Origin of the sequence: Pedobacter cryoconitis (assembly GCF_001590605.1) — a bacterium.
Lineage (GTDB): Bacteria > Bacteroidota > Bacteroidia > Sphingobacteriales > Sphingobacteriaceae > Pedobacter > Pedobacter cryoconitis_A.
In genome coordinates this window covers 2,217,102-2,237,547 of sequence record NZ_CP014504.1, presented here as the reverse complement: position 1 = coordinate 2,237,547, position 20,446 = coordinate 2,217,102, and the positions used below count along the sequence as shown (strand labels likewise).

The window sequence follows — 20,446 nt, the reverse complement described above, 5'->3', positions numbered from 1 at the left end:
GTATTGGTATTCATAACTTTGAGGAAGGAGCAGTTTTTTTAACTGCTCCTTTTTATGGAATGTTATTAAACTTCCGCGGAATTATATCAGGTTTATTTGGAATGATATTTAGCATTGCGCTGATCTTTGATTTGTCCTTTCCAGTTCAATCCGAAACCGAAATCATAAACATGTCCCTGCGCGTCTTTGTGGCAGGTCATATCAAAAGGCACGTCTTCATATTGCTGTTCTACTGTTAGCATGTTAGCGGGCATCTGAACGGGTAATAAACCGGATGGTTCTGTCGCTCCTGAGATAATATCGAGCACAGCCTGTCCGGAAATGCCAAAATGTAATACAATTCCTTCCACTTGCTGTTCAAACTCATTAAATACCATAGGTTTTGAGGCATTGACCACTACAATAACTGGTTTTTCTTTCATCGCTGCTTTTGTATCCAGGATCGTTCTCAAATCCATCGTATTGTAAGCTGTAACGGTCTTGTTAGCGTAAGAGCGATTGCTGACTGTAGGATCTATTACCGGATCTCCTGCGGCCATACTTTGTGTTCTTGCTGTAGAGGCGGTATAAGCACCGTATTGTAAAGTGATGGGGACATAACCATTGCCTCCTGCTTTTCTGTCTTTCAAATCATAGCCGCCTTCTGCGCTGTAAGGACTGGATACAAAGACAATTGAAAAATCGGCCTGAGCAGGGTCTTCTGTCACACTATAATATCTTTTGATCAGATTGATATCTACTGGATAATCAAATTTTGGAGCAGATAAGTTTCCCCACCAGTCTTTGGAGGCCGGATAGTAGATTTTTGGCACAAACACAGTTTTATTTTTCGCGATTGGCAGGATGGAAGACTTGTTTTTAAGCAAAACTACCGACTTTAATTGCGCCTGATAGCCTGCTTTCATAAATTCAGTATTCCCTACGATCTTTTTACTTTCCTGAGGATCCAGATAAGGGTTCTCAAAAAGTCCTACGCTGAAAATGTTTTTCAACAACCGGATTGCAGAGGTTTCAAAACGGGCGCGCATAAATTTTGCCCCGTATTCTTTGACACCCATTTGATAAGCCGCCATGATTGGTTTGATTTCATTGTTACCGCCAAACTGATCTACACCAGCCATAATCACTTTATAATGTCTTTCGTTAATTGTTAAAGCTTCTGCGCCCCATGGTTTGCCTGCAAAAATATCAGGTGTAGCACCTTCATTACCAGTAATCAGCCAGTCTGTACAGACTACACCATCATACTCGTATTTCTTTCTCAGCAGATCCGTAATCATGTATTTGCTGTAACCATTGGCTACATTCTGACCGGAAGGATCTTGTCCGTAAGTAATCGTATAATAGGGCATGACTGCTGCTGCTTTTTTAGTTTTACCATCCAACTTAAAAGCGCCGTTAATGAATGGAATAAGATGCTGTTCCAGGTTCTTGCCAGGATAAACGGTAAATTTACCATAAGCCCAGTGTCCGTCGCGGCCGCCTTCTTCAGCGCCTCCGCTTGGCCAGTGTTTAACCATGGCATTGACACTTTTATAACCCCAGCCATCTTTGATTTCATCTTTTCCGAAGGAGGTCTGGAAACCGTCAATATAAGCGCGGGCCATATCCGCAGACATTAACGGGCTTTCGCCAAAGGTCATGGCAATACGGTACCAGCGTGGCTCTGTCCCTAAATCTATTTGTGGGGAAAGTGCCGTAGAGATACCTAAAGCCCGATATTCCTGAGCAGCAATATGTCCAAATTCTTTGACGATAACGGGGTCAAATGTTGCGGCCATTCCCAGTCCGTCTGGCCACATGGAAATAGTACCTCCAGCGCCTGCATTAAATTCACTGTTGATGGTTGCGGTATGACGGGGATCTGTACTGGTATTTCCAGGCACACCCAAACCTATGCCTTCTACAAAAGCTTGCATATTGTTATTCCAGGCGGCAGCAACTTCAGGGCTTTGTACTTTGGTAAGGAGGATATGCCGCAGGTTGTCTTCTTTCAGAAATTTCTTTTGATTATCGCTGAGGTCTTCTGCTTTGGCTTTACTTTTACTAAAGGCCTTTCCATTGTAGGTGGCTGAACCGAAACCGGAATCGGAGCCGGGAAGCATCTGATGGCCGCTGTAAAGCATCAATCCGGAAATTTGTGCAATAGTCATTTGCTGTGCCAGATCTCTGGCCCGAAGATCGGCTGACAATCTCCAGTCTTCGTATTTATCCAGCTTCCCGTTTTTGTTCAGATCTTTGAATTTAAGCCCGTCAACTGTTAATATTTTGACGCCGGACATCGGGTTATAGCCCAATACAATTCCATTTGGATTAGTAATCAATTTAAAGTTTTTCTCTTCTTGTGCAGTTACAGCGTGGAGGCAGGAAAAGGCAAGGAGTGTTAGTATTTCTTTTTTCATACAGTTTTGGTTGGTAACTATTAGGTTGGTCTGGTAATTATCTGGTTGGTGTAGGTCTGGTAACTATTTGGTTTATGTGGTCTGGAGCATATTTAGCTAGTTGTCTGGTGATTTGATAGTTTATCTGCTTTGTCTTCAGGGGTATAGTGGTTAATCTTTATGGTTTGCACCTTGTTGCTTCAGTAGGAAGCAATGGTAAACTTTATTTTCTGTTTTTCCAAATTCATGTTTAATCCGGCAATTATATTTTGAAGTAAATCCTGACTGGAAATCTGGTCAAATGCAATTATTTGATAATAGTTTGTATTTATGTAGGTGACTACGTACTTTTACACTTATATAGTATAGAGATGGAAACACAATTTGAAATTACCACATCAACAGTTGCAGAAACTGAACAAATCATTGATTTAATACTTACAATTCAACAACAAGAGTTTAATATTCCGATTACTGCTGCAGATCAGCCTGACCTGAGTGAGATAGATCAGTTTTACAAAGTACCCGGGGGAGAATTCTGGATTGCGAAAGATCAGGATCAGGTTATCGGCTCTATTGCCTTAATTAATATAGGAGATGGGATCGGAGTTATCCGTAAAATGTTCGTTCATAAACATTACAGAGGTAAAGAGAAAGGGATTGCACAAAAACTACTGCATACGCTGATTGATTATGCCAGTACCAAAGGAATCAATGCAATTTATTTGGGAACTGTCGAGAAATTACAGGCAGCAATTCGTTTTTATGAGCGTAATGGCTTTATTCCGATTGAAAAAGCGAACTTACCAGCGAGTATGCCGCTAATGAAACTGGATACCCATTTTTTTGTTTTACACCTGAATGATGGCAAATAAAGAAGTTGTTAACCTCATCGATGAATCTGGGATACTAGCTATTTCAACACGTTTGCAACGCTTAAGCGAACAATTCCGTAAGGATGGTTTACTATTGTATAAAGCTTTTGGAATAGAGTTTGAACCTAAGTGGTTTCCTGTAATTTATACGCTGCAGTTCAAATCTCCTTTGAGTATTCTGGAACTCGCTGCTGAAATTGGCTATGCACATCCTTCGACAATTAGCTTGCTGAAAGAGCTGGAACAGCAAAAGCTGATCAGCTCTTTGCGCGATAAAACTGATGAAAGGAAAAGACTGATTATTTTAACCGGTAAGGCTTGGGAACTGATTGAGCAAATGAAACCGGTGTGGGATGTTATGGTTAAAGTGCTGTCAGAGATTACCGGGAATGAAAATAACTTGTTGAAGGCTTTAAACGAATCTGAAGAACAGCTTCGGAAGATGGGCTTTTTGGAGCGCGCAATGGTTCTGGTAGCGCAGCTCAAAGCGGTTAAGGTTGAACTTGGTGCAGAGCCTCTTGAATTGGAGGTTCAGTTAGTAGAAACCGCAGCGGGATTGAAAACTTCTGGTGCGATATTAAAATCAGTTTTAAGGGAAATGGATGGAGATCAGTTGTTTACTGTTTCTGCAGATGTACAATCTTCTCATTTTTTGGCTACTGTAAATGATCTGCCAGCAGGAACCTGCAGTTATCACAAAACTAAAACGGGAAACAAAATCGAAGGACTGGCTATCTTAGAGCAGTACCGGGGAATGGGAGTAGGGAAAGCCCTGATCAAAGCAATTACTGCTGCACAAGCGGGGGGCTTTTACGTGCATTCCCCTCTGGCTTTGGTAACCTGGTTTGAAAAAACAGGTTTTTTGAAAAAAGGTAAGCAACTGGAGGAAAAGGGTGGTCTTTATTATAAAATGGTTTTTAATGCTTAATAAAGGGATTGGTGTTTGTAATTAATAAGTAGGCTTTAGTTTAAAATAAACTTTCAGTAATTATTGAAAGTTCGATAAATTATGTATATTTGTTCATGGAATTATCAGAAGCAAAACAGAAGTTTATAGAGGCATGGGGGAAATTGGGTTCTGAATGGGGGATCAACCGGACTATGGCACAGGTTCATGCCTTACTCTTAATTTCACCTGAAGCGCTAACGACCGAAGAAATCATGGTTACCCTGAGTATTTCAAGAGGTAATGCAAACATGACGCTCAGAGAATTAATTGGGTGGGGCTTAGTAGAAAAACAACATAAAGCAGGGGAGCGTAAAGAGTATTTCTTTGCAGATAAAGATACCTGGAATATCGCCAGGCAAGTAGCTAAGGAACGAAGAAAAAGAGAACTTGATCCGGTGATCAAAATTCTTGATGAATTGTCTAAAGTGGAAGGAGATGCAAAAGATCCTGAATTTATGACCTTTACGAAATCTGTTAAAGACATTAATAAATTAGCTAAAAATGTGGATAAAACTTTAGATACAATGCTTAAGGCAGAAGAAAGCTGGTTTTGGGGGTCCATATTTAAGATGTTTAAATAAGTAAATATTAAAATCTTCACATTGGAAGATTTTTTTTACCCACTAAACTTTCAAAAATTACTGAAAATTAAATATATAAAAGATGAGTACTTTAAGGAGCTTATTAATGTTATCAGACACTGAATTTCCATTGGTCAATTACCGGATCATTTATTTGATCTTTAGCTGGGCCGGGGTTGCTTATGTGCTCTCAGGTTATGCAGGGCTAATGAATGGCTTGTTACCTGAAGGTCATATTTACCGGGAGTATTTGATTTGTGGTGGGCAGCTATTTTTTCAGGGATTGGTGGTCAGCAGGATGAAGGTAAATACCGATATAAAATGGAATTACCTTTGTCATATGATGACGATTTCTTTTGGAGGCGCATTATTACTTTTACCAGGTATATGGAGCGTACACTGGATAATCTTTCCTCCATTAGTTTATGCAACTTACTTTATGGGAGTTGCTGGTTTAATGTTTCTGGAGCATATCCGCAGAACTAAACTTCTGAAACTTGGCTGGACATTGACCATTACGTGGATGTTCTATCGTTTAGTAATTCTTTTGATTATTCTTTTAATCCATTAATATGAACCTATATCAAAGGTCCCATTTAAAAAACAAATAAGCAGATGAAGTATAATAAAATTATTCTGGCCGGAGGTAATGGTTACCTGGGGGGTGTACTGGCACAATATTATCGGGAACTGGCTGCTGAAGTTATCATCCTGAGCAGAACTCAAAAGACAGCAGATGAAAATATTAAAACATTAGTGTGGGATGGAATAAATGAGGGAGAATGGGCTGATATTTTAGAAGGAGCTGATCTTTTAATAAATCTTTGTGGTAAAAATGTGAATTGCCGGTATACGGAGAAAAATAGGCAAGAAATTATTGCGTCAAGACAGCAACCGACCCAACTGCTGGCTTTGGTCATTGGTAAAATGAAGGCTCCTCCTAAGCTGTGGATCAATGTAACTTCTGCAACTATTTACCGCCACGCTGAAGACCATCCTCAGGATGAAGAAACCGGAGATATTGGTTATGGTTTTTCTATTGATGTTTGCCGGTTATGGGAACGTACTTTCTTTGAGACAGATACGCCAAAGACAAGGAAGGTTGCTTTACGTATGGCTATTGTTCTTGGCCGGAGCGATGGTGCATTTCCCCGTTTGCTGAACCTGGTGAAATTTGGACTGGGTGGGCATCAGGGAGATGGCCAACAGTATGTTTCATGGATTCATGAGCAGGATGCCGCAAAATGTACGGAATGGTTACTACAAAAGGAAGAATTAAGTGGGATTATTAATTGTGCTGCGCCAGAGGCGCTCAGTAACACAGACCTGATGAAATTGCTTCGCAGATCTTACGGCATTCCCTTCGGGTTCCCTGCTCCAGCATGGTTACTGGAAATTGGTGCAAAATTGATTGGAACAGAAACTGAGCTTATTTTAAAAAGCAGATGGGTTACGCCCAAACGTCTGTTGGATAACGGTTATACTTTTTTATTTTCCAAAGCAGAACATGCTGTGAAAGATATTCTAAGCATACGGATTTAGATTTACCCGGTTAATAACTTGGTTTTTATCAAATAATATAAGTTTTAAAATTTTTATATGCTACGTAAATCATTCAATTTTTCCTTATTAGCGGGATTTCTTTTTTCAAATCTCTTAGCCTTATTCATCATTGGGCTTACCGGATATTTCTTTACGAACAGGGACGGAGTAATGATTTATTCCGAGTTTGTTATTCTCCCTTTGCTTATGGGAATGATTAATAGCTGGTTCTGGAAAAGCCTGAAGTTAAGCAGTAAAGCAGTTGTTGGCTATTCTTGTTTGAGTGGTTTAACAGCAATATTACTCAGTTTTGTTTTTCTTAGAGAGGGATTCATTTGTCTGATAATCGTTTCTCCCCTGGTTTTTTGTTTTATTATCATTGGTGCATTTATTGGCCGCATGATCTTGAAAAAGCAGAGTCAAAAGCTAAATGTAAGTGTCTTTTCCTTAATGGTTGTCCTTTTCATTACTGATGCAGTTCAGGAACATCATTATGAGCATATGGTTGCTGATGAAATCATTATTAAGGCAAGCCCTCAGGAAATATGGAGGAATGTAGTTTCATTTGAGCCGATACAGCATAGGAATAGTTACTGGTTGTTTAATATCGGGATGCCAAGCCCTGCTGCAACTACGGTAACCGGGTATTACAAAGGGGCGGGGCGCAAATGTATTTTTAGTAATGGATATATTTTTGACGAAAAAATAGTGACTTATAATGTGAACAGGAATCTTACTTTCGATATTATCGGACAGCCAAAGGATCCTGAAATCATGGGGCATATTGATATCCTGAAAGGTCAATTTATACTTAAAGATAATGGCAATGGTACGACTACACTAATTGGGAATAGCTGGTATAAATTACATGTTTTTCCAACCTGGTATTATGATATGTGGGCAGAAAGTATTACCAGAAATGTACATTTAAGAGTGATGGAGCATATTAAAGAGCTAAGTGAAACGAGATAAGACTATGTTCTATTTCATTGTCAGGAGGTTTAGCTTTTTAAAAACTATACCTTTATTTGCCCAGGTTTTTGATAGCTGGTTCAAATTGTGGATGTTTTTCTGTAAACCTGAAATGCTTGACTGGCTGTCTGAGAAATATTTGTGATTTCATTACCCCTGTTTGTTTTATTAAGTGTCAATAGGTTAGATGATTATATAAATAACTAAACCTACCAAAACCAAAAACTTATGAAAAACATGTATTTTATCGCAGTCATTGCGATGCTCTCCATCTCTTGTAAAAAAGATCAGGCCACTGCTTACAATACCGGGCAGCAAACAGACAAAAAATCGGTTGCTGCAGTCAGTACCATTTTCTTTAGCGGTCTTACCTGGAATGTGAAGGACCTGGGTAATACGACTGTAGGCCCAGGTCCTAATTATTGGTCTGGAAACAGTGTCTGGGTGGATGCTCAGGGATTCCTTCACTTAAAATTAAAAAAAGATCCGGCAACTGGCAGATGGAATTGTGCGGAGATTTATTCGCAGCAGAAATTTGGCTATGGTTCTTATGTCTGGCAAATAGAAGGCCGCCCGGATCAGTTAGATCCAAACCTGGTATTTGGCTTGTTCAATTATAAGGATGGCGATGACGGTCATCATGAAGTGGATATTGAATTTGCAAGATGGGGAAATAGCCAATGGCCTAATTTTAATTATACAGTCTATCCTGCCTATGGAAATCCAGACACAAGAGATTCTAAAACTTATGAACTAGCTTTAAATGGTACTTATAGTACTTATAAATTCACCCGTACGAACCAACAGGTGGCTTATAAAAGTTATCATGGACATACGCAAAACGAAGCCAATGCTTTTTATTCCTACAATACTCCTGCAGGTTTCCCGGTTAGTACAGAAGCGCTGCCGGTACATATGAATTTATGGTTGTTTAGTGGCCATGCTCCTATAAATGGACAGGAAGTAGAAATGATCATTCACTCTTTTAAATTTACGCCTCAGTAATCAGTTGATAAGAAAGCTGGTGAAATGAATTATTCACCAGCTTTCTTTAGCTGCTTTTAAACAGATGCAGAACAACAGGAACTCTAATTAATTCCGGTATGGATGCACGTTAACATTGAATAATTTGACTTGCGCTCAACACGTGGTACTGCTTTTCCCTCTCTATAGAGTTGCAGCACATGAGAACGTAAAGAAGTTAATAAATAAGGAAGTAATTTTTGTTTTTTTTTATTTTCCTTTTCTTCCCAAAGACCAACGAAAACAATTTCAGTAATTGATTCAGCAAGCGTTGGATTTTGTATTCTTTTATAAGACTCGTTATAGACTTTCTTCCAGTACCGTTCAAAAATTTCTGTGAATGCGAGCCGGTCACCTTTTTTTAAATGTTTGAGTAACATCGTGTCACTAAAATAACTGTAAACGGTTTTTTCTGATTCCATAGTAATCCCTTTTGGTCAATATAATTGGCTTTTATTTACCAAGTATAAAAAAATAACCGCTTATTTTAGCATAATAAATGACTGTAATTCAGTTTTTTATAGCTAAAACAATTTATAACGTCAATATTAATGTTTTTCCTAATGGCTTTTTTTAGGCTTCAAAAATTCCTGAACGGTTTTCAGCCGCTGTGTTTTTATAAAGCAGATTAAACATAGCTTTTAGTTTTTGATATTGATTTTTTGGATATAAGCAGCTCCCCAAATTCCAAAAGCATCTGATATGTTTCCTTTAATAGGGACATCCAGCACACCAACGAGACCTTTGGCAGCTTGCAGATCAATACTGTATAAATAATCAAAATAGACAGCAGCGGTTGACTTTACAATTAATGTATACTGCGTATTTTCAGGCTTCAATGTGCTCTCCTCAAAGTCAATTTCTAATTTTGTCTGCGTTCCGTTAAATGTTTTATCTGTTAAAAAAATCCTTCCTGAATGATCTTTTAATACATTGAATCTTACATTCTCAGTTCTGGGATCGTCGGTCGTAATAGTTAATCTATTAAATTTAGTATCAAAGGTAGTGTCCCGTTGAAGTACCAGAGCAGGATTGGTTTTCAATAATGCAGTAAATTCAGCTTCTGAATTAACCTTTACCTTTTGTCCGCTGGTCAGGTAGTATCTGTCTATAGTATAATTCCTTGCGCTCAGTTCAAAGGTGTAGAAATTAGGTTCTGTATTAAAGTCAGTAATTCCGACCTCCATATAGTTTGAATCCCGTTCAATCAGGTTCAGTTGAAAAGCAGGTGGAATCGTCGTTGCTGCCTGGTATGTTTTTCCCTGATAGGCAATAGACAATTTATAATTTTGACCAGCAAAAGCCTTTTTTCCAGTGTAATTTCCTTTTCCCTGGTAAAGATACTTTTCGATCAGGTTATTATTCTGATCAAGAAGACTGACCTGAGCATCTTCAACATTGGGAAATCCACCTGCTGCTGAAGAAAAAATAGAAGTACTTAGATTGATTAATGCATCATTTTGCTGGTTAAATTCCCCTAATACAACCAGTTGGGGAGTTTTGCCTGAGATGTCTACTGTAGTTTCTTTTTCACAGCCATTCAAAACTATTAAAAAGAACAAGGCGAGAAGATTTATTTTCCTGCAAACAGACATAGCTAAAATTTATAGGTGAAGGTAAAATAGGGAATTAGTTTTATCTTTTCTTGCTCCAGTATACTAACTTTATTGGACTGATTATTTGTCGATACATATAAATAAGCAGATGGTGAATTTGCAATTGCATTGTACATTCCCAATGTCCAGATTCTCTGATGTCCGTTGCTAAATTTCCGGGTAAGGTTTAAACCAATGTCAAGTTTATAATTGTTGCCCAGTGTGTAATTGTTTAGTCCTGAAATTACATACGTATCTGGTGAGGTCGTATTGCCCAGCACTTCATCGATGCTTTTATGGATGGTTTGAGGTACAGTAACGTGCCGGCCTGTGATGTAGGTCCAAAGGGCAGATATTTCCAGTCTTTTTCCTAAAGAAGCATTAACTGCAAAGTTAAAGTTATGTCTTAAATCCTGATCTAAAGGAAAGCTTTTTCCAAGGTTCAATGCTTTAAACTGGCCGGTTGTTTTAGACAGGGTATAGGCCATTTGAAATCTCAGCCAGTTTAATTGTTGTACATAACTAAATTCTATGCCCTTGCTGATTCCTTTTCCAGATGCCAGCCGGTCTTCAATTTTTCTGGCAAAATAGCCATTGGCGATGTCTTGCCCTGAGCCCAGTGCTAGCAAGTTATCCATTTTTTTGTAATAAGCTTCGAAAGTAAAGCTACTTGTTTTTCCAGCTTGCAGCCGGTAAGAAAGGTTTAAGATTTCTGAAGACTCCGGTTTAATATTTTTACTGCTGGGGATCCTGAATTCCGTTGGAACTGAAAGACCATTTGTCGTAAACTGATGTATAAATTGCGACATTTTTGAATAAGAAGCAGTAATTACCTGGTTGTCACTTAAACGATAAGAGAATCTGATCCTTGGCTGCAAAGTGTTATAAACTGTATTGCCGGATTTAAACCCGGTATAGTGTAAACCTGCCGTTAATTCTGAACGCGACCCGATCTTAACTTCATCTTCAATATAAGCATCCAGATTTAAGGTATTGATGGTAATGCTTTCTTCGGTACTTAAACCAACCGGAAAGATAAATGAATTCATACTCACGCCACCTCCAAAATTTAGTTTAAGATCGGGTCTTAAATAATAATTGAAATCACTTTTTAATCCATAATCTTTTACTGTGCTGTAAACGCGGCTTGGTAAGCCAACCAAGGTAGACAATAGGTTTAAGTCCAGACTATTTCTGTACTGGCTAAACGTAGCTGTGGTATTCTTAAACAGACGGGGACTTAAAATGCTGTTCCATCTAAATGCGACCAGTCTGTTTCCCCACTTTAAGGTTGACCTGAGTGTCTCTTTGATTTCTTCGGGATATTCTAATTTCTGCCGGTAAGAATCATTCCCTAAATAAGTGCTGACATAGAACCTATTATTTGGATTTGCTATATAATTGAGTTTCAAGTTAAAATCTAGAAAATAGTAGTACAGGCCTGCATCTTCTAATGCTTTGGCACCCAGTAAGTCCAGCCAGCTTCTTCTGGTATTTAAAGAAAAAGAAGCCTTGTTTTTAACGATAGGGCCTTCAAGTCCCGTAGATGCATATAATAGACCAATGGTGGTATGGCCATGATATTCTTCCATATTACCATCTTTAGAACGGACATTCAATACCGAAGAAAGACGGCCGCCATATTTTGAAGGAAAATCACTGCGGTAAAAATCTACACTTTTAAGTACATCGGGATTAAATATAGAAAACATCCCGTTAAAGTGATTGATATTATAAATAGAGATATCATCGAGGGTAACCAGGTTCTGGTCAGCATTTCCGCCTCTGACAAACATGCTTACCGAGCCCCCTGTGTTACCAGAAACACCGGGATATAACTGCACGGCCCTGATCACGTCTTTTTCACCCAGAAAGGAGGGGAGTTTATTTGCGGCTTCCAGATCGACATGGTCTCCGCTTAAATTTAAATTATTCCGGGATTCGTTGCTTTTGGTAACGACAAGTTCAGGGAGGTCTACTCCGGATTTCAGAAAGATATCGTTCCGGATATTTTCATTTTCTAAATCAACCTTGATACGGATTGGCGAATAGCCAGTATGGGTAACTGTCAATTCATAACTGCCTTTTTCAAGACTAATACTATAGAACCCAAAACCGTTGGTTACAGCAATATTATTTTCACGCGCTGTAATATTGGCACCAATAATGACCTCAGCACTCCCTTGTTCTTTGATAAATCCGCTTACGGTAATGAGCCTGGGATTACTAATCAGCAATATTTTTCCTTCGTATTCTTTAATTTGAATAGATTCTGCACGTAAAATTTCTTCCAGTAATTCTCCGACAGTCCTGATCCGGTTGGATAAGGTTATCTTTCGGTTTAACCTGATATTATCTGGGTTATAAGTTAATAAGATACCGGTTTGCTCAACCTGAGTCATAAAGGAAGAAATTAATCCTTTTCGGTGAGTGATTTTTATAGGCGTGTTTAATAGCCCGATCCGGTTCTGTGCATTTAAAAGAACAGGGGCCAGAATTAATAAGAGGAAAATATAGATTTTATTCCCTGTTGTCATTCTCACAGGCTAAATTATGGATTAATATATAATCTTTTTTAACCTCGTAATTAAACTTAAGAATGAGTTTTAATTCTTCTAATACGCTTTCTAAAGTCTGGTTTTTAAAAGTTGCTGTCACCGCGCAGGATGCCGCATTATTATCTAATATAATTTTTCTGTGATAGGTGTTTTCAAGTACTTTGACCAGGCTGGACAACCGCTCTTTTCTAAAAACCAAAATGCCTGTTTTCCATGCATATTCATTTCCGGACAGTACAGTGTCTTTTTGAAGCTGATCGTTATGTAATGTTCCCCGGTTACCTGGTAACAGTGTAACGGCAAGGCCGCGTTTATTGGTGCTGCTCAGTTGTACTTTCCCGGTCCTAACGGTAACTTCTACCTGTGCCTGGCTGGTATTGACGTTAAATGAAGTACCCAGTACTTTGATTTGACCTTTTCCTGCTTCAATAACAAATGGTCTTGCCGGATTTTTGGTAACTTCAAAGAAAGCTTCTCCTTCTAGTCTTACTTCTCTTTTATCTCCTGAGAGTAGTTTGAAATATTTTAAAGTACTGTTTGCATTTAAAGTAACCAGCGACCCATCTGCCAGGGTAACCTGCCTGGCAAAATTGCCTGAGCTGACGGTGATCAGAGGATTATAATAAGAACTATAGTAGATAAGCGCAAAGCTGGTAACCAGGAACAGTGATGCGGCAATAGACATCCACCAGGTACGCTGTCCTGTTCTTTTAATCAATTTAACTGTTTGGGGTTGTTTTGCTCTGATTTGGGCATCTACCTGCTGCCAGGCATCTTCTAAGTCGAAATCCGGGTTGTAAACTGTCTGATCAGCTTTTTCTATTAATGATTTCAAACTGCTGTACGCTGTCGGGTTGGATTTAATCCATTCTTCCACAGCCATGTTTTGCTCAGCAGAAAGCTCACCGTTGAAGTGTTTGGCCAGAAGAGAATTAATATCTTGATTTTGCATGGTAGCGGTTAAACAAAGATTAAACGTAAAAATTTAAAATACCCCTATGTTCCAGAAAATAAATTAATGAAAGCAAAACAGAAAGGGGAATATAGTGTGTCCTGGCAAACTCGCGCATAATACTGATCGCTTTTCCCATTTGGTTTTCAACTGTTTTAATGGAAATCCCTAATTCTGTAGCAATCTGCTGATAGGTAAGCTTGTCAAGCCTGCTCATCCTGAAAATAGCACCGCATTTTGGTGGGAGCAGCGCTAGTGCTTCATCAACAAGTGTCTGTATATCTGCGGTTTCTTTTGTTTCTTCTTCTTCTAATGGGGTGTCAGTTATTTTATTAAAAACAGTTTCATCCTCCATAGAAATTGTATGAACTTTCTTCCTCAGCCTTGAAATACAATTATTGCGTACTGCAGTAATCAGATAGTATAAGGCATTTTTATCATTCACCATTTCCTGCTTTATCTCCCAGAACTTTACAAATACTTCTTGCACGGCATCCTGACTTTCGTCAGCGTCGGCCAGGTATTTATAAGCATGCATGCACAATGTCTTGTAATGCAAACGGAATAACTTCTGAAAATCTGAATATAAAGGTTCTTGTATGTGCATATATGAATACCCGGTCTGGGCTTGCAATGTGCAAAGATAAATTAATTTAAAATATAACATGGGGGTATTTATGATTCTTACCGTCTATGAGGAAAGGAAAAAAATATTATACCCAATGTTTAGAAGAAAAATTGCTGCAATGGTTACAATAATTGTTTTATCCGGGTTGTTCCATAAGGTTAAAGCCCAGGGCCTTCAATCAGGGCGGTTAAATAGTTTACGTCTCTCTGAAAGCTTTGTGAGAGGAAATTCAAATCTTTCGGTATTGACTGTTTTAGGCTATCGTTACCAGTTCAGTGAGGAAATAAAATTCGGTGCTGATCTGGGTTATCATACAGGTACTTATTATGACAGCAAAGTGAAAGAATATAACAGTGCGGTCAGTATTGATTTTACTTATTCACACGGCAGAACAGTGGAGCTATACGGCTCCGCCAGTACAGGATATGGCTTGTTTACCGGCAATCATGCCAATAAGTTTCTTTATCAAATTAATCCCCTGGCCATGCGGATTGGCAATGGAAGTATAGCTGGTTTTGGCGAGCTGGGCTGGGGGTACAGAGGTCTTTTAACTGCAGGTATCGCCTATAAATTTTAAGTCCTGATCAGTATAATTTTACATAATAAATTACATGGAACCAATTATCGGAATTATAGAAAATAACTCAGCAAAAGTAGCACAAACGCTGAATGTGATTTTAGCAGATGAATTTTTGCTTTACACCAAAACAAAGAACACCTATCAGAATCTGGATGACAATGAGCTGCATCGGAAATTAATTAAGGGACAATATGAACAGTTGAAAACCACCATGGATAGTATTGCAGCGCATATACATTCCACAGGTTATAATATCCCGGTTACACTCGAAATATTTTCAGCGCTGGAACAGCTGGCTGAACAAGCTCCGGTCAGGACCGATGGGCTGGGACTTATTCATGAATTGCTGGAAGATCATGAAAGTTTAATCATCCGCCTGAGAAAGAAAGCTGTTTACTTCGGGAACGAACTTCAGGAGTCTGGAGTTGGCCGCTATATTATTCAACTGATTGAGATACATGAAAGAATGATGCTGGAGCTGAAGGTATATTTATAAAACAAACAACCCCTGTGTGATGAGGTAACCACAGGGGTTGTTACCTCGTATCTTAAATATAAGGGACGGCTAAAAAAATAATGGTATTTTTGTAGTTCTATTGAATGAAATATTTACGATTTGAAACCCACATACACTAAATTTCTATCAAGAAAAATTATTCTTGCCTTCCTGGCCGGGGTTATTGTACTGGCTATAGCTGCCTTATTTGTACGCTATTCAATCACTCATAAATTAGAGAACCTTTCGAAATTCGCTTATGATATAGAACGTGATCAATCGAAACCACAACGGGCTTTATTATTACTTCACCAGGCTGAGGATGATTTTCAGGAATCACTTTTAAGTACTGACAGCACTAAAAGTAAGGCTTACAAGGTAAAATTGTCACAAGCATTTGATGAAATCGATTCCTTGCTTAAAGAAAATACCGATACCGCAGGTTTGTCTGCTGTACAGCGTAATAAAGTTAGATATTGGTATCATCAGAAGTTAAAGTTGTCTGAGAACTTATATACGCTTAAACATAATTTTGATTCTCTGCTTACTGCTTATACTGATTTTAACCTGAATAATCAGAATTTGCCAGGTATCCGGACTGTAGTCTATGCGAATAAAAAAATAACTAAAAATCAAACTGATACGATCCGTAAAGAAGTAGAAGTTAAAAAGAAAGGACTTTTTAGCAGGTTGAAAGATGCTATTTCTAATAACAATACTTCTACAGGCATAATCGAGATTAACCACAACCGTACCAGTGGTTCTATTGATTCTGTGACCATGAAAATTGCAGGAAATGATAAAAGAGCTTATACAAAAGGGATCAGACAACTGCAGGAGCGTAATGAAAAGTTATTAAATGCGCAAAAGGAATTAATTACCCTGAATATCCGCATCAACAATGAGATGGAACGTATTATCAACGGGGTGAAGGAGATTAATTATAGTATTGTTGCTGAATTTAAGGAGATGGCTTTCAAAAGCTATCAGGAAACTACTGCTTTATTGAATAAATTTTACCTTGCAGCACTTTTTCTGGTCCTGGTATTTGCTATATTACTGATCATATTTATCATTAAGCTGGATAAATCCGAAATAGACCTGCGCCTGGAAAATGATCGTGCAGTAGCCATTGCACAGCAAAAGATGGATTTACTGCTGCATATGAGCCATGAGATCCGTAATCCATTAACAGCGATCAAGGGCTTTCTTTATATATTCAGCCGCACCAGTCTTTCTCCACGTCAGACAGAAATGCTGGGTTCCATTACCTTATCTTCTGATATGCTGCTGCTCACGCTGAATGATACATTGGACGCCGCTAAAATGGAGAACAATGAATTTAAGATCAATTCTGAACCTTTTAATGCGGATTATGCCTTGAAAGAAGTGATCGAAAGTATGGAGTTCAGCGCGACTAAAAAGAAGCTGACTATTGAGTATAATTTTGTAGGAGATAAGCAGGTTGTCCTGTCAGGGGATAGTTTCAGATTGAAACAGATCCTGGTTAATTTACTGAGTAATGCCATTAAGTATACCAATACAGGAGGTATTACCGTGAACGCAAAACTGAATAGGGTGAAGGAGCAAAACAGGCTGGAGGTTAGCATTACAGATACTGGAATGGGAATCAGCCAGGAGCAGCAAACCAACCTGTTCTCTAAATACTATCAGACTAATTCTGCTAAAGGAAAAAACGGAACTGGCCTTGGCTTATATATTTGCAAGCAAATGGTCGAATTGCAAAAGGGAGAAATCAGCGTGGAAAGCAAGGCTGGAGAAGGCAGTACTTTCCAATTTTATATTCCTTATCCGGAAGGGATAGCTACTGCAGAGAGCGGATCGGTTAAGATTGCAACTGATGACCCGCTCGTGCTGTTAAATGGGATCAGTATTCTGGCTGTCGATGACAATGAGCTGAATTTAATGTTCCTGAAAATGATAACCAGCAAATGGAACGTCAAATTCTACCAGGCATCAAATGGGGCTGATGCTTTGGATATTTTGCATAAAAATAGTGTAAGTGTAGTATTAACTGATCTTCAAATGCCTGAAATGGATGGTTATGAACTGCTTACTGCCATTCGGTCGGCTCAGGGGGCTATTCATAAGCTACCGGTAATTGTGACTGGAGGAAATGAAATTGAGCTGGATAAAGTGAAAATTTCAGTAGATGGATTTTCTGGATTGGTCAGAAAGCCATTTGTCGAATCAGAACTGGTCAGGAAAATCGCTGCTGCGCTTCAGCATCCATTAGCATAGGCTGATAAATATTTTTATTGTTTTTTGTAATTTTAATCTTCTTCCGGAGTCTTAAGTGAGGGATTGCTGAATTTTTCTCAAAATCATCTACTCCCAGGGCGCAGCTGATCTGTTTTAGTGATAGGCAGAAGAAATGATTTTATTGTGAGGACAGCTCAAAAAAAACCGTATCATTTACAAATTATCGATAAATTTAAAATATGAAACAAAAATTACTAATCACAATGGCCATTTCGGGCTTATTCCTAAGCGCTTCGGCGCAAAAGGTAAAGTTTACCGAGTATGATATGGATAATGGCTTACACGTCATCTTGCACCAGGATAAAACAGCTCCAGTAGTGGCTGTCTCTGTCATGTATCATGTGGGTTCAAAAGACGAGGACCCGCAGAGAACTGGTTTCGCGCATTTCTTTGAGCACCTGTTATTTGAAGGTAGTGATAACATGAAACGCGGAGAATTCATGAAAACTGTGAGTAGCAATGGCGGACAAAACAATGCGAATACTTCGCAAGACAGAACTTTTTATTATGAAGTTTTTCCTTCTAACCAGTTAGAATTAGGACTATGGTTGGAAAGTGAGCGTATGCTTCATCCTAAAATAGACGAGAGTGGCGTTAAAACCCAGAATGAAGTTGTTAAAGAAGAGAAAAGATTACGTATTGATAATTCTCCTTATGGAAAGTTCACGGAAAAGATATTTGACCGTTTATTCCAGGGACATCCTTACCGCTGGCAGCCAATTGGCTCAATGGAGCATCTGGATGCCGCAAAGTTAAGTGAGTTTATCGCGTTCTTTAAAAAGTATTATGTTCCGAATAATGCCGTATTGACTATAGCTGGTGATATCGATGTTGCACAGACGAAAGCTTTAGTACAGAAGTATTTTGAGGAAGTTCCAAAAGGTGCCCCGGTTGTGAAAACAGTTTATGAAGTTAAACCTGTGGAAAAAGAAATCATTGATACTGCTTATGATGCCAACATTCAGATCCCTGCAATATTTGCGGCTTACCGCGTACCGGGTATGAAAAGTCATGATAGCCAGGTTTTAGGAATGATCAGTACTTTGCTTTCTGGTGGTGGTAGTTCAAGATTAAGTACTAAAATGGTGGATGAGAAGAAAACGGCAATTCAGGTTGCGGCTTTCAATTATACTCTGGAGGATTATGGGGCCTATATCACATTGGCATTGCCTAATAACAATACACCGCTGAACGATCTTTTGAAAGATATAGACGCCGAAGTTGTCCGTTTACAGACTGATCTGATCAGCGAATCTGAACTGGCTAAATTACAAAACCAGTTCGAAAACAGCTATGTGAGTAAAAACAGTAAAATGATCGGCCTTGCTGAGAATCTTGCGAATGGCTATACTTTCCACAATAAGGATACGAATGATGTGAATGAGGAATTGGATAAAGTGAGGTCAATCACGCGGGAAGAAATCAGGGAAGTTGCCCGTAAATATTTAAATAAGAACCAACGTATCGTTCTTTACTACTTACCTAAGAAATAGTCCGCTTTCTAATCAAGATTAAAATTACAAAATGAAGAAAATATTCATACTTGCCTTTGCCACACTGTTTGTACAGTCTGTAGTAGCGCAAAAATTAGATAGAAGTCAGAAACCAAAACCAGGACCGGCACCTGTGCTTACTTTTACTGACCCTGTTATTTATAAACTTCCGAATGGAATTACGGTTCTGGTTGTTGAAAATCATAAATTACCTAAGGTAACTGCTACTTTCAGCATCGATGCCGGCCCGATTACTGAAGGCGCGAAAGCGGGTTCAATCTCTTTCCTGAGTGGATTAATGAACGAGGGAACGACAACGAAAACTAAAGCTCAGTTTGATGAGGCTGTAGATCAGTTGGGTGCAGATGTTAGTGTTTCTGCCAATGGCGGCCATACCTCTGCACTGACCCGTTATTTCGATAGTGCTTTTCTTTTAATGGCTGATGCTTTGCGTCATCCTGCATTCCCGGAGGCTTCTTTTGAGAAATTAAGGTCCCAGGCGTTAACCGGTTTAAAATCAAGTGAACGTAGTGCCAAGGCTATTTCAGGACGTGTAGTAAATGCGCTTGCTTATGGCGTAAACCATCCTCTGGGAGAATTTGAAACGGAACAAAGCATCAAAGGGCTTAGTTTAAATGATATTAAAGCAGCTTATAGTAAATATGTAACACCTTCAAGAGGGTATCTTACTTTTGTCGGTGATATTAAGCCTGAAGCAGCAAAAGCTATCGCAATCAAAGCATTAGGTGATTGGAAAGGCACAACTTTATCACTTCCTGTATTGACAGTGGTGAAAAACCCTTTAAAGACTGAGGTAAATGTAATTGATGTGCCAAGTGCAGTGCAATCAGAAATTACGGTTACTAACCTGATTGACCTTCCGATCAGCAGCCCTGATTATCATGCAGTCTTACTGGCGAATGAAATTCTTGGTGGTGGTGCTGATGCAAAGTTATTCAGAAATCTGAGAGAGAAACACGGTTTCACTTATGGTGCTTATGCTTCCACAGGTTCAGGTCGCTTTCAATCAGCATTCCGTGCAAATGCGGCTGTGAGAAATGAAAAAGTAGACAGCGCTGTTGTTGAGTTTTTAAAAGAGATCAAGGTGATGCGTACCGAAAAAGTAAGTGCTGATGATCTTCAGAATGCGAAAAACCTTTACAATGGGTCATTTGCTTTAGGATTGGAAAATCCAGCACGTACGGCTGGTTTTGCAAGTAATATCCTGATTAATAATCTTCCGAAAGATTTCTACCGTACTTATCTTCAAAAGATCAATGCAGTTACTGCCGATGATATTCTGCGTGTAAGTAAAAAGTATTTTGGTTATGATGATGCAAGGATTGTTATTGTAGGTAACCAGGAAAAATTTGTTCCGGGTTTAAAGAAAATGGGATTTTTGGTTAAAGCTTATGACAAGTTTGCGGCTCCGGTAACTGCGGTTCCTGAAGCAGCAAAAAAAGCAGCTGAATAGGCAGGTTTTTTAACGGATTAAAACCCCTGATGTGTAGTTGAAACTTAATTTCAGCTATATGTCA

Annotated in this window: 18 protein-coding genes; 12 read left to right on the top strand and 6 right to left on the bottom strand. The window is 38.8% G+C overall.

Going from position 1 to position 20,446, the window contains the following annotated elements; all coding sequences use genetic code 11:
• Positions 1-92 precede the first annotated feature (92 nt).
• Positions 93-2,402, bottom strand: coding sequence for a glycoside hydrolase family 3 protein (locus tag AY601_RS09580; RefSeq protein ID WP_068399819.1), 2,310 nt, complete (start codon positions 2,400-2,402; stop codon positions 93-95).
• 350 nt (positions 2,403-2,752) lie between these two features.
• Here AY601_RS09580 and AY601_RS09575 point away from each other — a divergent pair, with 350 nt between their 5' ends.
• The 7 genes from AY601_RS09575 to AY601_RS09545 all read left to right on the top strand — a co-directional run bounded on the left by AY601_RS09575 (position 2,753) and on the right by AY601_RS09545 (position 8,305).
• Complete coding sequence (locus AY601_RS09575) at positions 2,753-3,256, top strand: GNAT family N-acetyltransferase (protein ID WP_068399817.1); 504 nt, start codon at positions 2,753-2,755, stop codon at positions 3,254-3,256.
• The gene (locus AY601_RS25305) at positions 3,243-4,184 is read left to right on the top strand and encodes a bifunctional helix-turn-helix transcriptional regulator/GNAT family N-acetyltransferase (protein WP_157287814.1); all 942 of its coding nucleotides are present in this window, start codon (positions 3,243-3,245) and stop codon (positions 4,182-4,184) included. Before AY601_RS09575 ends, AY601_RS25305 begins: the two co-directional genes overlap by 14 nt.
• Positions 4,185-4,279: 95 nt before the next feature.
• Entirely contained in the window at positions 4,280-4,786 is a 507-nt protein-coding gene (locus AY601_RS09565; RefSeq protein ID WP_068399814.1) for a GbsR/MarR family transcriptional regulator, read from the top strand.
• An 82-nt stretch (positions 4,787-4,868) separates the two neighbouring features.
• A complete protein-coding gene (locus tag AY601_RS09560) occupies positions 4,869-5,357 on the top strand; it encodes a hypothetical protein (protein WP_157287812.1) in 489 nt (162 codons plus the stop codon).
• Positions 5,358-5,401: 44 nt separating this feature from the next.
• The gene (locus tag AY601_RS09555) at positions 5,402-6,328 is read left to right on the top strand and encodes a TIGR01777 family oxidoreductase (RefSeq protein WP_068399808.1); all 927 of its coding nucleotides are present in this window, start codon (positions 5,402-5,404) and stop codon (positions 6,326-6,328) included.
• A gap of 57 nt (positions 6,329-6,385) precedes the next feature.
• On the top strand, positions 6,386-7,300 hold the full coding sequence (locus AY601_RS09550; RefSeq protein ID WP_068399806.1) for a hypothetical protein: 915 nt from the start codon (positions 6,386-6,388) through the stop codon (positions 7,298-7,300).
• Positions 7,301-7,528: 228 nt separating this feature from the next.
• Positions 7,529-8,305 (top strand): glycoside hydrolase family 16 protein, encoded by a 777-nt coding sequence (locus AY601_RS09545; protein WP_068399803.1) that lies wholly within the window; start codon positions 7,529-7,531, stop codon positions 8,303-8,305.
• An 83-nt stretch (positions 8,306-8,388) separates the two neighbouring features.
• Here the strand turns inward: AY601_RS09545 and AY601_RS09540 are convergent, their stop codons facing one another.
• From AY601_RS09540 to AY601_RS09520, 5 genes are all read right to left on the bottom strand, one after another.
• Positions 8,389-8,745 (bottom strand): RNA polymerase sigma factor, encoded by a 357-nt coding sequence (locus AY601_RS09540; protein WP_068399800.1) that lies wholly within the window; start codon positions 8,743-8,745, stop codon positions 8,389-8,391.
• Between the two features lie 219 nt (positions 8,746-8,964).
• Positions 8,965-9,918 (bottom strand): DUF4249 family protein, encoded by a 954-nt coding sequence (locus AY601_RS09535; protein ID WP_068399798.1) that lies wholly within the window; start codon positions 9,916-9,918, stop codon positions 8,965-8,967.
• Between the two features lie 2 nt (positions 9,919-9,920).
• Entirely contained in the window at positions 9,921-12,455 is a 2,535-nt protein-coding gene (locus AY601_RS09530; RefSeq protein ID WP_068399795.1) for a TonB-dependent receptor, read from the bottom strand.
• Positions 12,439-13,428 carry a FecR domain-containing protein gene (locus AY601_RS09525; RefSeq protein ID WP_068399792.1) on the bottom strand — a complete coding sequence of 330 codons (990 nt, stop codon included), beginning with the start codon at positions 13,426-13,428 and terminating at the stop codon, positions 12,439-12,441. The genes AY601_RS09530 and AY601_RS09525 overlap by 17 nt, the downstream gene beginning before the upstream one ends.
• Positions 13,429-13,447: 19 nt before the next feature.
• Positions 13,448-14,035: an RNA polymerase sigma-70 factor gene (locus tag AY601_RS09520; protein ID WP_198163659.1), complete on the bottom strand. Its 588-nt coding sequence runs from the start codon at positions 14,033-14,035 to the stop codon at positions 13,448-13,450.
• A 115-nt stretch (positions 14,036-14,150) separates the two neighbouring features.
• On the opposite strand from AY601_RS09520, the gene AY601_RS09515 reads away from it, so the two are divergent.
• From AY601_RS09515 to AY601_RS09495, 5 genes are all read left to right on the top strand, one after another.
• Positions 14,151-14,633: a hypothetical protein gene (locus tag AY601_RS09515; RefSeq protein WP_157287810.1), complete on the top strand. Its 483-nt coding sequence runs from the start codon at positions 14,151-14,153 to the stop codon at positions 14,631-14,633.
• Positions 14,634-14,667: 34 nt separating this feature from the next.
• Positions 14,668-15,132 carry a hypothetical protein gene (locus tag AY601_RS09510; protein WP_068399784.1) on the top strand — a complete coding sequence of 155 codons (465 nt, stop codon included), beginning with the start codon at positions 14,668-14,670 and terminating at the stop codon, positions 15,130-15,132.
• Positions 15,133-15,252: 120 nt separating this feature from the next.
• On the top strand, positions 15,253-17,394 hold the full coding sequence (locus tag AY601_RS09505) for a hybrid sensor histidine kinase/response regulator (RefSeq protein WP_068399781.1): 2,142 nt from the start codon (positions 15,253-15,255) through the stop codon (positions 17,392-17,394).
• Between the two features lie 200 nt (positions 17,395-17,594).
• The gene (locus AY601_RS09500) at positions 17,595-18,908 is read left to right on the top strand and encodes a M16 family metallopeptidase (RefSeq protein ID WP_068399778.1); all 1,314 of its coding nucleotides are present in this window, start codon (positions 17,595-17,597) and stop codon (positions 18,906-18,908) included.
• A 31-nt stretch (positions 18,909-18,939) separates the two neighbouring features.
• A complete protein-coding gene (locus AY601_RS09495; protein WP_068399775.1) occupies positions 18,940-20,382 on the top strand; it encodes a M16 family metallopeptidase in 1,443 nt (480 codons plus the stop codon).
• Positions 20,383-20,446: the final 64 nt, after the last annotated feature.